This is a genomic window from Geosporobacter ferrireducens (assembly GCF_001750685.1).
GTDB classification, from domain to species: Bacteria; Bacillota; Clostridia; order Peptostreptococcales; family Thermotaleaceae; genus Geosporobacter; species Geosporobacter ferrireducens.
Genome location: NZ_CP017269.1, coordinates 2,641,424 through 2,657,432, shown reverse-complemented (window position 1 = coordinate 2,657,432; position 16,009 = coordinate 2,641,424). Strand labels below are relative to the sequence as shown.

Annotated in this window: 14 protein-coding genes; all 14 read left to right on the top strand. The window is 39.1% G+C overall.

Going from position 1 to position 16,009, the window contains the following annotated elements; genetic code table 11:
• The first annotated feature begins 136 nt into the window (after window positions 1–136).
• A complete protein-coding gene (locus tag Gferi_RS12460; protein ID WP_069976982.1) occupies window positions 137–721 on the top strand; it encodes a DUF2284 domain-containing protein in 585 nt (194 codons plus the stop codon).
• Window positions 718–1,899, top strand: coding sequence for a MalY/PatB family protein (locus Gferi_RS12455; RefSeq protein ID WP_069976979.1), 1,182 nt, complete (start codon window positions 718–720; stop codon window positions 1,897–1,899). Before Gferi_RS12460 ends, Gferi_RS12455 begins: the two co-directional genes overlap by 4 nt.
• Window positions 1,900–2,013: 114 nt before the next feature.
• Window positions 2,014–3,567 carry an alanine/glycine:cation symporter family protein gene (locus Gferi_RS12450; RefSeq protein WP_069976978.1) on the top strand — a complete coding sequence of 518 codons (1,554 nt, stop codon included), beginning with the start codon at window positions 2,014–2,016 and terminating at the stop codon, window positions 3,565–3,567.
• Window positions 3,568–4,034: 467 nt separating this feature from the next.
• Window positions 4,035–5,231 carry a copper amine oxidase N-terminal domain-containing protein gene (locus Gferi_RS12445; RefSeq protein ID WP_069976976.1) on the top strand — a complete coding sequence of 399 codons (1,197 nt, stop codon included), beginning with the start codon at window positions 4,035–4,037 and terminating at the stop codon, window positions 5,229–5,231.
• Between the two features lie 188 nt (window positions 5,232–5,419).
• Complete coding sequence (locus Gferi_RS12440; RefSeq protein WP_069976975.1) at window positions 5,420–6,046, top strand: TetR/AcrR family transcriptional regulator; 627 nt, start codon at window positions 5,420–5,422, stop codon at window positions 6,044–6,046.
• 106 nt (window positions 6,047–6,152) lie between these two features.
• Window positions 6,153–7,343, top strand: coding sequence for an efflux RND transporter periplasmic adaptor subunit (locus Gferi_RS12435; protein WP_069976974.1), 1,191 nt, complete (start codon window positions 6,153–6,155; stop codon window positions 7,341–7,343).
• Window positions 7,344–7,356: 13 nt separating this feature from the next.
• Window positions 7,357–10,431 carry an efflux RND transporter permease subunit gene (locus tag Gferi_RS12430; protein ID WP_169832993.1) on the top strand — a complete coding sequence of 1,025 codons (3,075 nt, stop codon included), beginning with the start codon at window positions 7,357–7,359 and terminating at the stop codon, window positions 10,429–10,431.
• A gap of 190 nt (window positions 10,432–10,621) precedes the next feature.
• Complete coding sequence (locus Gferi_RS12425) at window positions 10,622–11,356, top strand: GntR family transcriptional regulator (RefSeq protein WP_069976973.1); 735 nt, start codon at window positions 10,622–10,624, stop codon at window positions 11,354–11,356.
• A 12-nt stretch (window positions 11,357–11,368) separates the two neighbouring features.
• Window positions 11,369–11,863, top strand: coding sequence for a PTS system mannose/fructose/N-acetylgalactosamine-transporter subunit IIB (locus Gferi_RS12420; protein WP_069976972.1), 495 nt, complete (start codon window positions 11,369–11,371; stop codon window positions 11,861–11,863).
• 59 nt (window positions 11,864–11,922) lie between these two features.
• Window positions 11,923–12,678 (top strand): PTS mannose/fructose/sorbose/N-acetylgalactosamine transporter subunit IIC, encoded by a 756-nt coding sequence (locus tag Gferi_RS12415; protein ID WP_083273532.1) that lies wholly within the window; start codon window positions 11,923–11,925, stop codon window positions 12,676–12,678.
• Window positions 12,679–13,491, top strand: coding sequence for a PTS system mannose/fructose/sorbose family transporter subunit IID (locus Gferi_RS12410; RefSeq protein WP_069976968.1), 813 nt, complete (start codon window positions 12,679–12,681; stop codon window positions 13,489–13,491).
• Between the two features lie 67 nt (window positions 13,492–13,558).
• The gene (locus Gferi_RS12405; protein WP_069976966.1) at window positions 13,559–14,320 is read left to right on the top strand and encodes a sugar isomerase domain-containing protein; all 762 of its coding nucleotides are present in this window, start codon (window positions 13,559–13,561) and stop codon (window positions 14,318–14,320) included.
• A gap of 12 nt (window positions 14,321–14,332) precedes the next feature.
• Entirely contained in the window at window positions 14,333–14,758 is a 426-nt protein-coding gene (locus tag Gferi_RS12400; RefSeq protein ID WP_069976964.1) for a PTS sugar transporter subunit IIA, read from the top strand.
• Between the two features lie 109 nt (window positions 14,759–14,867).
• Window positions 14,868–16,007 (top strand): N-acetylglucosamine-6-phosphate deacetylase, encoded by a 1,140-nt coding sequence (gene nagA / locus Gferi_RS12395; RefSeq protein ID WP_069976963.1) that lies wholly within the window; start codon window positions 14,868–14,870, stop codon window positions 16,005–16,007.
• The last annotated feature ends 2 nt before the right edge of the window (window positions 16,008–16,009 follow it).

Here is a 16,009-nt window from a genome sequence, read left to right as displayed (position 1 = left end):
AGAGCGATGAGAGCGCTCTCTTTTTGTGATTAAATAAAATGGAAAAATTGACAAAATTTTTTAATAATATAGTATATAGATACATAGATAATTGAGAAGAGAAAGCAAAAATTTATAAGCAAATAGGGGTGGGAATATGACAGACCGGATAGAAGCGATAATTCAGGATGTATTGGCATTAAACGCTGCACATGCTGCGGTTGTGGGTATAGAACAGGTGAAATTTTCCGATGAGCTGCGAAAGTTGTGTGAACAAAATAAGTGCGGCATGTATGGAAGCAATTGGATGTGCCCTCCCGGCGTAGGCACTGTAGAGGACTTGAAAGCTAGAGCCATGCAGTATGGACAGGGGCTGTTGTTTCAAACTATACATCCTTTGAAAAGTTCCTTTGACATGAAGGGAATGATGGAAGGAAAAGCAGTACATACCGGCGTATTTAAAGCTATCCGCCACTTGCTCGCAGCAAAATATCAAATGAAGGAAATACTTCCACTGAATGTAGGGCCTTGCGGACACTGTGAGAAATGTGCCTATAAAGAAGGAAAAGAATGTTATTTTCCAGAAGAAGCGGTTGCATCTGTAGAAGCCTATGGGATTGATGTCATGGGATTAACCCGCAGTTGTGGTATCCCTTATAACAACGGGAAAAATACCGTATCCTATATAAGCTTAATTTTATATAACAACCATTCGGTCAATTTTGAGGAGGATGCCATATGAAATATGATTTTGATACCGTCATAGACAGAAGCAATAATTTTGCAGCGAAATACGATGAATTAGAAGTGAAGTTTGGAAGAAGAGATTTATTGCCGCTGTGGGTTGCAGATATGGATTTCAAAGCTGCAAAGCCTATCGTAGATGCCATTCAGGATCGTGCTGCCCAAGAAATCTACGGCTACACCGCTAGACCAGATTCTTATTTTGAAGCAGTGATGGACTGGTATAAGAGAAGATATGGATGGGAGATTAAACGGGAATGGATTTGCCATAGTCCTGCTGTAGTGACATCTATGAGTATTATGATGCGAGAATTTACAAAACCAGGGGACAAAATTATTATACAAACACCAGTATACTATCCTTTTTTTAGTGTCGTTCAGGATAATGACAGAGAGCTTATATGCAATCCGCTAAAGCGAGTGGGAGAAAAATATGTGATGGACTATGAGGATCTGGAGCGCAAAATCGATGATGGCGTAAAATATCTGATTCTCTGTAATCCGCACAATCCAGTGGGGCGCGTGTGGACAAAAGAAGAACTGATCAAGCTGGGCAACCTTTGTATTAAAAACAATATCAAAGTAATCGCCGATGAAATCCATGGGGATTTGGTTTTAGGCGGTAAAAGGTATACTCCCTTTGCCTCCATATCTGAAGAATTTGCCAAGCACTCCATTACATGTGTCGCTGCGACAAAAACTTTTAATATTGCAGGGCTTCAGGCATCAACAGTGATTTTTCCAGATAAAAAAGATTATGACAAATTTGAGAAAGTATTAAATATATTAGATATAAAAAGAAATAATTGTTTTAGTTTGGTTGCTGTTGAGGCTGCCTACAGAGAAGGGGAGGAATGGTTAACCCAATTGATCGCCTATTTAGAGGAGAATATTCAGTTTGTCACGGATTATTGCAGGACGAATATTCCTCAAATAAAACCGAATAAACCAGAGGGAACCTATCTCCTATGGTTGGATTGTAAAGAACTTGGCCTAAACAATGAGGAACTTCAGGATCTTATGGTGAATGAGGCAAAAGTGGCACTCAATAGCGGAATTGGCTTTGGAAAGGAAGGCAGCGGATATATGCGAATAAATGTGGCTTGCCCAAGAGCCCTTTTACAAGAGGGACTAAATAGAATGGAAAAAGCCATCAGAGGGAAATTTTTAGAATAAATACTTATGCATAAATGCTTTCTACTAGATACCGGAAGGTTAAAGGAGGGGGATAAGCCCACCGGGGAAAGATGGGTCTATTCGAATTAAAAAAATAATAAGGAGGTATAGTGAATGAACGAAGTATTTGAATCGATCAATAGTTTTTTTGAGTTTATTGTTCCAATCGCTGATTTTTTATGGGACTTCCCGACAAATTATGACTGGTATGCCAGCATCCCGATCTTAGGCAAATTTACCTTTGCAATTCTTCTTCTTGTAGGCTGCGGTATTTATTTAACTTTTAAAACTGGCTTCGTACAATGCACTAGATTTTCTAGAGGAGTTCGCATCCTGATGGAGAAGAAGGCATCAGATACTGGCGTAAGTCCATTGGCAGCCTTCCTATTAAGTTCAGCCATGCGGGTAGGGCCTGGTAATATTATGGGTGTTACCGGTGCGATTTCAGTAGGAGGACCGGGTGCTGTATTCTGGATGTGGGTTTCTGCCTTTTTCGGAATGGCTACAGCTTTTGCAGAAGCCGTTTTAGCCCAGATATTTAAAGAGAAAAAAGGCGATGAATTTGTTGGAGGACTTCCTTTCTATGGTAAGAAAGTTTATGGAGATAAAAGATGGGTGGGTGTTTTGCTCTCTTGGATCTTCATCATCTATGCTTTGTTCAGTATTCCTGGGCAAACCTTTCATATGTTTACGGCATTAGGATCTGTTGCAGATACATTAGCAGGTACGACCTTCGATCGCCAATCTGTTGTTTACTATGCCATTGCAATTTTCTTAGTTATTTCTGTAGCAATGACGGTTTTTGGAGGACTTAGGCGCGTTACTGCAGTGACGGATTTATTGGTCCCTCTTATGGCAGTGATTTATACAGGGATTATTTTTATACTGATCCTTATTAACTTTCCATTAATCCCCTACTTCTTTAAGGCTGTATTTGCCGGAGCGTTTACTCCCGATGCAATTTTTGGCGGTGCGTTTGGGGTGGCATTGTCCCAAGGGATTAAGCGTGGGTTGATGTCAAATGAAGCCGGTCAAGGTACAATTACCATGGCCGCTGCGGTAGCAGATAATGATCACCCATGTGAACAGGGCTTTGTTCAATCTCTTGGAGTTTTTCTAGATACCATTGTTATTTGTACGATGACTGCTTTTATGGTTGTTATGGCACACGTTTGGACGGGAGATGCAGGTGTTGCGTGGGAGTCTATCAGCTCTTCCAAGCTAACCGTATATCTTACATCCATTCAGCATCTTGTGCCTGGTACTTCCATGGATGCTGCGATAAAAATGATTGTTTCACTATGCTATGCTTTGTTTGCCTTTACAACACTCATTGGGCTCATCCTTTTTGCTGAGATTTCAGGAAACTTTATTTCAAGAGGCAAAAGCTTTATTACAGGGATTCGTGCGGCAGGAGCATTGTTTTTTGTTCCCTTTGGTGCATTAACGGTTCTTGCAGGACTTGAATTAGGAAATTTATGGTACATTTCAGATTTTGTAAATATCATGGTGGTATATGCAAACGTACCAATCCTTATTATGGGTTCCGGGATTATTATTAAAACCCTAGAGCATTATAACAGAACCAATGGTGCCCGATTCATCTCCCAAGAGATCGGAATAGAGACAGAATACTGGACGGGAAATGCGCGCACCAAGGCGAAGTAGCAAGTAAATAGTCCTTTAGATATGATGAAATTACCTCATCTATGCAAGAGTTGAATCGTATGATGAATCAACTGGGAGAAAGTATAAAAATATTTAAGCTATAGGCAAAGAGTCAAAGAACAGGAATTGTTCTTTGGCTCTTTGTATTATCCAAAACATGCATAGACGATAATGAATCTGCTTTTTTCTGGTATAAAGGTAGAAAGAATTATTTCCATATATAAATTTTGTTCAATAAATTGCATATATACCGATGTTTTAAGAAATCTAAATCGTAGATTTATGGAACGAAATCATTTTTTCATCGTCTAAGGATATAAGGAACGGTTAGAAAGGAGGCAGATAAGATACCCGATGGTGCAAACTTTTTTAGATATACCATAATTAAAATAAGCAATTACCATGATCAAGGGAATTCCGTCAAATTAAAATAATGGAATAAGATTAAAGGCGTAAGGAGGAATTTTATGATTAAATCAAAGGTTACAAAAGCGTGGATTATGGGTATGTGCATAACGGCGATTTCATCAGGTACAGTTTTTGCCAACTCTGATGATATGGCATTTAATAGGGCTTCAAGTATAGAAGTAGAAACTGAAAATTACCTGGTTCAAAAACATAGGGAAATTGACCAGTACATATTTGAGAAGAATGCCAAAGAAATAGCAGAAAAAGGGTTTACCGTAACCCACACAGGACCAATGGGAGACTATATTGAAATAGGTATTACACCCTATGCTGAAGAACATGCAGCGTATCTTTATGAGATTTTTGGAAGAGAGCTTGTAAAGGTAGCTAAAGGAGAACAGGCCTATCTCTTGAAACTTCCGGCAGATTCAAGTGATTCTGAAGCTGGCAGTAGAGAGGACAATCTGCCAATAGAAAACAGAGTGATTATGGATCAGGGCATTCGTATACAAGTGAATGATGAGTGGGTTGAAACGGATGTTGCCTCTTTTATCGAAAATAGCCGGACCTTAGTTCCTTTGAGGGGAGTGATGGAAAAACTAGGGACTACAGTAGCGTGGGATGCAGAGAAGCAAGCAGTTAAAGTACTTGCAGAGGATATGGACATCGTATTAACCATTGGACAGGACACTGCAACCATAACTAGAAAGGTCGATGGAATACAAAGTGTAGAAACTGTGCAGCTAGAAGTGCCTGCAAAGCTTGTAGAGGGACGTACCTTTATTCCTGGGCGTTTTGTAGCGGAATCTTTAGGTGCCATAGTAGGATGGGATGATTCAAACCGTATCGTTACGATTAAAACAGACGGGAACAGGGAACAGCCTGCCGGAAAAAAACCTGCTCCCGCTGAAATCGGTGAATCCCTGGAAGCAATGGGAAAAGCAATACCGATTGATGAGATTAAAGAAATGAAATTATATAGCTTGATGCAGGAAGAAATAAAAACCTATACACCAGATGAAATAAATAATTTAATTAATCTGTTAAATATAAATCCTACACATAAAGGTGTATATCCCCTTATGCTTGCAGGCAACAGCATAAGCATTGTCTTAAAAGATGAAACCAACATTCAGCTGACCAGCTATGGTTTTGAGGAGCATGTTTTGGTGAACGGACAAGTAGACGGGGAACAGATATCCTACTGTATTGTTAGCCCTGAAATTGGAAGAATTCTTCTGAATAAAACAGAATAATAGGATAAAAATAACAACGCTACTTTCTTTGCCGCATAAAGAAAGTAGCGTTGTTTATGTAAATGGGCAGCGTAAAATAGAAATAATCTTCTGCAATACCAAAAATAATTGACTTTTAATATAACAGGATATAAAATTTAACTAAACAGTTAATTAATGAGCTGAAGAGGAGGCAGAGAATTAATATCATGAAAGCAGATAGTCAGGAAAGTAAACAAAGGATACTGGATGCAGCTTTAGATGTATTTTTTGAAGTTGGATTTGAGGGTGCGAGGGTAAGCGATATTGCAAAAAGGGCACAGGTAAACCAGGCTCTCATTTATTATTATTTCAAAAGCAAAGAAGAATTGCTGACAGCGTTGATCAATATTCATATAGATGAAATGGTTCTGCTAAAAAGTCAATTAATGAAAAATAAAAGTATTTTAAATAAAAAGGATGTTAACGAAGTTGCCGATGAAATGATGGATTTTTTGAAGGATAAAAAAAAGATTTTCAGTATTTTATTTGGAGAAATGATAAAAAATTCCGGCAGTGAAAAAATCAACAAAGCATTTGAATTTTTTTCTCCTATCATGGAAGATAGCAGACAGCGGTTAAATGTTTTAGAGATTGACCCTGAGGGAATAGACAGAGGAATTATCGCTGGATTTTTCTTTGGAATGATGCCTTTAACTACATATATCATGGTAGGAGAAAAGTGGGCGGATTATTGTGGCTTTGATAAGAAACTTGTAAAAGAAACTTTTGATGAGTTCCTCTATGATTTTTATATAGAATCTATCACGAATTATTTAAAGAGATGGCAAAAATAAAAAAATTTTTATAGAATATTAACTAATTAGTTAATTAAAATGAAAGAAGTTATGATTTTTTTAAAACGGATTAACTAACTATTTAATTAAAAAAGGGGGGGTAAATATGAAGAAATTCATTGTATGCATACTGATAGGAGTATTTCTTTTAACAGGCTGCCAGCCTCAAAAAGAAATAGAAGTACAGAGAAAAAACGTCAGGGCCATGCAGGCTGAAACAAAAAAGGTTCCGCTGACTTTAGCGTACATGGGAATCGTAGATGCACAGGATGTAAGGACATCTGCCTTTAAAACGGGAGGAAAAGTAGAAGAGATATTTGTAAAATCGGGACAGCAGGTAAAAAGAGGAGATAAGCTGGTCAGGATCAGTGAAGAAGATTTAAAAACAAAAGTTGATATAGGGAAAGCCCAGTATGAAATAGCAAAGACCCAATATGATATGGCTGTGAAGGGAGCTGTACAGGAAGATATTAACCAATTAAAGATAAGTGTGGAAGTTGCTGAAAAAAATTACGCAAACACGAAAGATAATTACGAAAAATATGAAAGGCTCATGGAAGCAGGTGCAATCTCATCCCAGCAGTTGCAAGAAATGAAGCTGAAGCTGGATTTGGAGGAAAAGCAGCTTAACAGCGCGAGAGAGGCTTACAACAAGATATTAAGGGGAGCAAGGAAAGAAGAGATTGAAATATTAAAAAACCAAGTAGACATTGCATTGGCCAACTACCGGCAAAACCAGGAATTAATGGAAAACAGTGTTCTGAAGAGCGAAATTGACGGTGTGATCCTACAGATACAAGTAAAAGAGGGAGATTATATAACATCCGGGTTGCCCGTCATTTCCATAAAGGGAGTAGAGAGCACCGTTAAGGTTGGTGTTACTAATGAAGATCTAGGCAAGATATCATTGGGAACGGATGTTGCAGTAAGGTATCAAGGTGATGAGATCAAGGGAGTTGTGGAAACCCTATCTTCCATTCCCGGCAGCCAAAGCAGCCTGTATGAAGTAAAGATAAGCATTGAACCCAATGAAATTCCCATAGGAACCTTAGCAGATGTCGTGTTCATACTGGGAGAAAAACAGGGGGTATTTATTCCTATGAACAGCCTTTTGAACGAAGGATTTGACTTTGTTTATATTGTACAGGATGGAAAAGCTGCAGCAAAAGAGGTGACTTTAGGAGAAGTATTTGGGAATGAAATAGAGGTAAGAAAGGGGATCAATCCTGGGGACAAAATCATTGTAGAAGGGATGAGAAGCATAAAAAATGGGGATAGCGTGGACATAAAAGAGTAGAGGAGGGATCAATTTGTTTAAACATATACTTCGATTACCGATAAAAAACAAGACTGTGACCATATTCACCATCATAATGATCATCATTTTTGGTGCATATAGCTACCACACGATTCCCAAGCAAGAATATCCCGAAGTTCCTGCTCCGGCAGCAATGATCACCGTCATCTATCCAGGGGCTTCCGCAGAAGAAGTTGAGATACTGGTAACACAAAAATTTGAAGAAAAACTTACGGAATTGAGAAACTATGATTATACCAGTTCTTCTTCTCTCAACAGTGCAGCGGCAATTCTTCTCGTTTTGGATATGGACATTTCTGAGAGTGAACTGGATCAAAGCTGGAATGAACTCTATAGGATGATTGAAGATATAAAGGAAGAACTTCCTGACGGGATAGCAGAAATAGATATCAATACCAACCTTATAGAAACCACCGGAATGTTAATCGGATTGTCCGGTGACGGATACAGTTATGAACAGCTGGTATCCTATGGAGAAAGATTGAAAAATAGGCTGGTAAAGCTTGGCGGCATCAAGAGATTTGACATCATTGGAGAGCAGGAGAAAGAGATAAAAGTAGAAGTAGATTTAAAGAAACTGGATTTATACCAGCTGTCCCTCAGCCAAATAAGTAGTATACTTGCTGCGCAGAATATTCAAATGCCTTCAGGAAATATACAAGATGAAAAGATGAAGTTTTATGTAAATCAGGAGGGTTTATTCCAGACGCTGGATGAAATCGCCAATAGCATTATAGATATCCGGGAAGACAAAATGGTTGTAAGACTCAAAGATGTGGCACAGGTATATATGGGAGAAAAGGATTCTAATTATAAAATAAGAAACAATGGGGAAAACGGAATTATTTTGGTAGGGTATTTTAAAGGAGATTTAAACGTAGTTACAGCAGGAAAGGAGGTAAGAAAAGTTTTAGAAGACTTTAAAAGAGAACTTCCTCCAGATATCAGCATAGATGAAATTGTTTACCAGCCTGACGAGGTCGCCAAATCGGTAGATCATTTTTCTGCAAATCTTTTGGGCGGAATATTCATCGTTATTCTGGTGATTATGATGGGAATGGGACTTCGGAACGCTTCAACGGTTTCCTTTGCCATCCCTTTATCCATGCTGATTACTTTTATAACGATGGGCATCATGGGAATCAAAATTCATATGATTACCATCACGGGGCTCATCATGGCCCTGGGGATGTTGGTAGACAATGCCATTGTAGTAAGTGATGCCATTCAAAACAAAATAGATGAAGACATAGACAGACTGACTGCATGCATAGAAGGAACAAAGGAAGTTGCCATACCCATACTATCTTCTACCCTTACAACCATAGCCGCTTTTTCTCCCCTTCTGTTTCTGCCGGCAACAACAGGGGCTTTTATAGGAGGCATCCCTCAGATGATTATCATATCCCTGACAGCCTCTTATGGGATTGCAATTTTAATAACACCGCTTTTAGCTTTTTTATTCTTTAGAAAAAGCAGAAAGAAAGAGAAAGCAGGGAAAGTGAAGGGCGCATTTGAAAAACTGCTGACTTTAGGAATGCGATACAAGAAAACAACCCTTGCACTTGCCTTTATTATTTTGGTTTTCTCTTTATCCTTAAGCGGCGTTTTACAGCAGCAGCTTTTTCCTAAATCTGAGAAAGATATGATCTATATTGATATACAAACGGAATATACCAGCAATATAGATAAAACCGACGGCTTGGTAAAAGAGGTGGAGGCGGTACTGGGAGAGCAGCCGGAAATTACGGCCTATACATCATCCATTGGCGGAGGTCTTCCCAAGTTTGATTTATCCATTATGCCTCAATCCAATGCTCCGAACCTGGCGCAGATTGCTATAAGAGTAGATTTGGAAAAAGGAGGGCGCTTTAAAAGCAATGAAGAATTGGTTCGAGAGCTTCAACAGATCTATGACAAAAGGGTTATAGGCGCAAGTGTCATTGTGAAAGAGCTGGAAGTACAAGGGGGATTGGGTGCGCCTATTCAAATCCGCATCAAAGGAGACGAAATGGAGGACATCCTCTCGGCAAAAGAGAAAATCAAAGAAGCTCTGGAAGATATAGAGGGAAGCACTAATGTACGGGATGACCTGCCACAACTGGATTATCAGTTTAAAATGAAGGTAGACAGTAATAAGGCACTTTCCTATGGACTTACGAAATATGATATACAAAAAGAAGTAAATCTAGCTTTGATGGGGAGAAAGGCAACGATATTCAGAGAAAAACATCAGGAGTATGATATCTTGGTAAAAGGGGATATCAAAAAACTGGAGGATTTGAAGAACTTGAAAATAAAATCTACTACTGGCTTGCAGGTACTGCTGAAGGATGTAGCAGATATTCGATTTGAGCCGGTTATTGCACAGGTAAACCGTTATGAAGGGGAGAGGGCCATAGCTGTTCAAGGGGAGGTACTGCCTGGATATAATGCAATTGATGTGCAGACGGTCTTGGAAGAAAAGATAAAGGACATGGACTTTCCCGGTGTTACGATTATTCCAGAAGGAGAAAAAGCAGACCTGGAAGGGGATATGGGAAATATAGGTATTGCGGCCCTGTTTGCAGTATTTATGCTGTTCATCATTTTAATGATACAGTTCAATTCAGTTGTTCAGCCGGGCATCATCCTTGTGGCAGTACCATTATCCCTAATAGGCTCTATGATTGCCCTGGTAGTATTTATGCAGCCTTTATCCCTATTTAGTATATTGGGTGTCGTCAGCCTGATGGGGGTAGTGATTAATAATGCGATTATTTTAATCGATTATATTAATGATCAACGAAAAGAAGGCATAGGGATTGAATCGGCATGTACCAAAGCGGTCAGTGCCAGATTCAGACCGGTGGTGCTAAGTACCACTACAACGGTATTTGGCCTGTTTCCGTTAGCATTCTTTGGCAATGACTTATTTCGCCCCATGGCAGTAGCCTTTATGGGCGGGTTAATGGTATCTACCCTATTGACCCTGGTGGTGGTACCTGTGCTGTATAGTCTTATCGAAAGCAAAATAGAAGCATTCAAAGAAAACTACAGACATAAAAAATTAAAAGTAAATATGTAGAAGCTATCAGCATCAAAGGCAGAGACCTTGTCTCTGCCTTTGATTTGTTTTATAGGGTACTTACGGTTTTAAATATGTCAGAAAATTAAAAAAAGGTTTGCAAGACAAAAAATTTGTGCTATTATAAAAATAAAGTTAGTATAAGAACATAAGAACATACTAACATGAATATATATAAATATACCGAGGGGTGATCGCTATCAATAAGAATATACCCATTCCGCTCTACTATCGGGTGAAAGAAGATATCATCAATAAAATAAAAGACGGAACATATAAAGTTGAAGAAAAAGTTCCAAGTGAAAACGAGCTTCAGAAGATCCATAATGTCAGTTCCATTACGGTGAGAAAGGCCTTAACGGATTTAGTAAATGAAGGGTACCTTTATAGAATACAGGGGAAAGGAACTTTTGTAGCAAAGCCCAAAATCAACAGAATGTTGAATCTTATGAGCTTTACAGATGAGTTAAAGGAGAAGGGAATTGAAGCGGAAACAAGAGTCATCGAAATTAAAGCTATCCTCGATGAAACTATTGCTGAAAAATTGAATATAAACAAGGACAACGGGATTACGAGGATCAAGCGGTTAAGGCTGGTGGACGGAGTGCCGATAGCATTGCAGACATCCCATATACCATCTAACTTTTTATCAATAGAGGAGGCAGGGCTAATAGAAGATATTGGCTCATTATATAAAATATTAGAGACCAAAGGGATTACACCGCACAGTGCAAAAGAAATCTATAACATCAGCATTTTGGAAGAAAAGGCTATGTACACACTGTTTGGTCAAAAGAAAGGCACTCCTGTATTTGATGTGAAAAGAATAACCTATAACAGCAGTGGTGTTCCATTTGAATATGCAGAATCTATTTTAAGGTGGGACAGATATTCGATAGAAGTGGAATTAAAAAGTGAGTATTAGGGAGGCGGGAAAATGGGAAAAAACTTTATTCGGGTAGATGATCGATTAATACATGGTCAGATCATAACCAAGTGGGCGATAAATCTGGAAATTAAAAATATCGTTGCCATAGACGATAAAACTGCGGCAAATCCTATGCTGAAATCAATTATGACCATGTCCGTACCTAAAAATTATAAGACCTATATGTGCAGTATGGCAGAATCCAAGGAAATGATAGAAAAACTAGATTCTGAAGAAGGAAACAATTTGATTATCGTGAGGTTTCCGTCCTTACTTAAGGAATTATGCAGGAATGAATTTCGTCCTCAATGGATCAATATTGGAAATGTATCTAAAAAAGAAGGTGCCCAGTATGAGATTACCCATAATGTTTTTTTAAGTGACGCCGATATTGAAATACTCGAAGTGCTTCACGGGGAAGGCTTAAAAATTTCTTTCCAGTTGGTCCCGGATACCCCTTTGATAACATGGGACAAGGAAAGGCACAAATATGTAAGGGAATAGGAGGTGAAAGAATAGAAACAAGGCTTTACTTTGAAAAATAAATAAAGGGAGGAATGAAAGTGACGATCCAATTAGTGTTCATTGCGCTGCTGACTTATTTAGGAGCAATTGGGGCACCTTGGTTTTTTGGAACTACCGGTGGTTTTTATACCTTAGGCAGACCACTTATCGCGTCAGCTCTTGTAGGTATTATTCTGGGAGATGTAAAGCTTGCATTAGAAGTGGGAGTTCTAATACAGGCAATGTATATCGGTATCATCACACCAGGCGCCGTAATGCCATTTGACGTGAATTATATTGGCTATCTCACCACAGCTCTTGTAGTTCTATCCAAGATGGACCCCCAATTAGCTCCAACCCTGGCTATACCAGTTGGATTGCTGGGTGTACTCTTATGGAATGTAGTATGGATTGTAAATGTTTACTTTGTCCATAAAGCTGACAAGTATGCTGAAGCAGGAAATATGAAGGGTGTAAAGATGATGAATCTTCTGCCTCAGGTCGTAAACTTTGCACTAAGATTTATACCAGCATTCGTAATACTTTACCTTGGAAAAGACTTTCTACAGAATTTTATATCATCAATACCTCCATTTGTCAATCATTATCTGCAGGTAGTAGGAGGAATGCTGCCTGCGCTCGGTATAGGCCTTCTTCTAAATATGATTATAAAAGAAAAAATTTACTTCGGTATATTTCTTATAGGATTTTTAGCTGTAGTATATCTGCAGCTGCCGATTATACCGATTGCCTTGTTTGGCACGGTACTGGCATTATTCTGGTTTAAATTTACAGCAGAGAGCGAGGTGTCATAAATGACTGAGAAGAAATTATCCCAGAAGACTTTATTCAGATCATGGCTGACATGGTTCTTCTTTAATGGATCATCACAAAGCGGGGAAAGGATGCAGGGGATTGCTTTTGCCCATTCAATGATTCCCGTAATAAAGGAGTTGTATCAAAAGGAAGAGGATATCAGAGACGCTTTGAAAAGGCATTTAATGCTCTTTAATGTTGAACCGCAGGTAGGAAGTGTTATTAACGGTGTAACAGCAGCGATGGAGGAACAAAGAGCGAATGGGGTAGATATTGATGATGACACGATAAGCACGGTAAAAATTGCTCTCATGGGGCCTATGTCCGGGATCGGCGATACCCTTGTACCGGGGACTCTGATTCCTATCTTATTGGCAATAGCGCTGGGCATTACAAATTCTTCGGGTTTATTGGGGCCCGCTTTCTATTTTCTGCTCTACCCGACGCTGACAATGGCATATTCATGGTATCTTTATAAGTTTGGATACAACGCTGGTTTAAATGGTATCCAGAATGTTATGTCAAGCGGTAAGATACATGCTTTGACAGATTCCTTGAATGTATTGGGTCTTCTGGTTATGGGTGCACTAAGTGCCAGTTATATAAACGTAACTACGCCGCTTAAATATTCATCCGGTGAAATGGTGCTTTCACTGCAGGAAATTCTGGACAGAATCATGCCAGGGATGCTGCCCTTAGCAGTCGTGGGAATGGTGTGGTATCTGCTATCAAGAAGGAAAATGTCACCACTGCGGGTTATGGGTTTTATATTTATCTTTGCACTAATAGGCGTAGCAATAGGAATGCTTTAATATAGCCTTTAGAGGATCGTTAATATTAATTGCAGTAGATAAGACAAAATCGAAGGGAGAAATGTAAATGTCAGTAGAATACTTTGTAAAAGCAAACGAGGTATTAGATAAGATTGCATCGACACAGGAAGAGAATATTAAAAAAGCAGCTGAAATTATGTCAGAATCCATAACAAAGGGTGGATTGGTTCATTTATTCGGCAGCGGGCATTCTGTTATTCCCATATTAGATGTATTTCCAAGATATGGTGGTATCGTTGGATTTCATCCTTTAATGGACTCAAGACTTATGTGGTTTAATGTTATTGGAACAGGCGGCGCACGTGAGTTGTTGTGGATTGAAAGGCAGGAAGGATACATTAAAAATTTCCTGCAAAGTTATACATTCAAAAAGGATGATACAATGGTCGTCTATTCTCACGGAGGCCTTAACGCCGCTCCCGTAGAGGCCGCGATGTATGCCAAAGAAATAGGAATGAAAGTGATTGTCGTTGCTTCAGGGGAAAACTATAAGAAAGCAAAAGCAACGCATTCTACGGGTAAGAAGCTTGGAGATTTTGCAGATGTATTTATAGATAATTGTGTTCCCCTTGAAGATGCCCTTGTTCCGGTGGAAGGATATCATCAAAAAGTGGGGGCAGGATCGACTCTTTCCGTAATATATATCAGTCAGGCATTTGCATCAGAGACGGCTAAACTCTTGCAGAAGAAAGGTTTTGAACTGGCGATATTTGTTTCGCCGAATGTTGTAGAAGTCCCTCAGGAAAATAATGACAACGTATATGCAAAATATACGGAAGTAATCAAAAAAAATAACGTCGTAATCTAAAAAGGTGATAAAATGGTAGCATTTGTTATTACAGGACACAATCATTTTGCAAGCGGTATGATCAGTGCTGTAGAAATGATTATGGGAGAACAGAAGAACGTTGGAATCGTGGATTTCCTACCGGAGGACGACATAAATGTATTGGATAGAAAGTTAATGGAGTCTTTCGAAAAACTGGATACAACGGAGGGAGTTATCATTTTTGCAGATCTCCCTGGGGGCAGTCCTTTTAACCGTTCGATGGTGATGCTCGCCGAAAATCCTAAGTTTAATATACATGTCCTAAGCGGCACAAACCTGCCTTTGTTGGTTGAGGCGCTAAATGCCAGAACCTATACCAGCGGCGTCAGTCAGATGATAGCTGATTTAGTGAATATATCATCTTCGACAATCGTCTATGGAAATAAAATGCTGGAAGATCACATGGGCAAGGAATAGCAATACTTATAGAAGCAGGTAGATAGGGGCATGATCTACCTGCTTTTATTACAACTTGATCAATCTAAAACTAATTTCGGTGAAGCCTAATGATAGGGAGGAATGAAAACTGAAAGCAATCATACATGGGAGAATAATAACTGAAAAAGGGCTGCTTGATGACAATGTCCTATTATTTGAAGATAAAATATTCGGTATTGTTCCGGAGAAGGAAATTGACCGTTATAAAATAGAAAGGTTTATTGATGCGAAAGAACGCTATGTATCCCCAGGCTTTATTGATATGCATATCCATGGTGCAGCAGGACATGACATTATGGATGGCAGTGAGGAGGGGATTAGGGTCATAAGTGAAAACCTGGTTGCTTCAGGCGTCACAGGCTTTCTTGCAACAACGGCGACAATGGATTGGAATACGATTGAAAAGGCGCTGGACAATATCAAAAAAGCAATGGATAAGCGATATGGCTCTAAGGTGCTGGGATGCCATCTCGAAGGGCCGTTTATCAGTAAGAAATATCCCGGAGCACAAAACGGTCTTCATATTATTAGGACTGATTTTTCTTTTCTGGAAAATTATAAAGATGTGATTAAAATGATTACTACAGCTCCGGAGCTGGAAAATTCTCAAGGATTTATCCGGCGGTGCGTTGAGGAAAATATCCTTGTATCCATAGGTCATAGCTGTGCCACATATGACGAGACATTGAATGCGATCAAACTGGGAGCCAGAAGTATTACGCATATTTTTAATGCAATGACGCCTCTTCATCATAGAAATCCCGGTGTAGTGGGTGCGGCTATGGACGATAAGGACGTAAATTGTGAGTTGATCGCCGATAACATTCATATCCATCCGGCTATACAGCGAATTTTGTTGAAGGTAAAGGGAACTGAAAAAATAGTTCTTATTACTGATTCCATGCGTGCCTCCGGTATGGAGGAAGGCTGCTATAAAGTAGCAGGACAGACCGTTATTGTTAAAGATAACAGTGCCAGATTGGAAAATGGAACCCTTGCAGGAAGCATACTAACGATGGATAGAGCTTTGAAAAATTTTAGGGATAATACGGGTGTACCCATTGAAGAAGCTGTAAAGACTGTAACCTTCAATCCTGCGAGATTGTTGGGCATATATGACAGAACAGGAAGTCTAGAGAAAGGAAAAGATGCGGATATTGTAATTTTTAACGAGGAATTTAATATTGCATATACATTTGTAAGGGGAGATCAATGCTACAAGGAGTGATC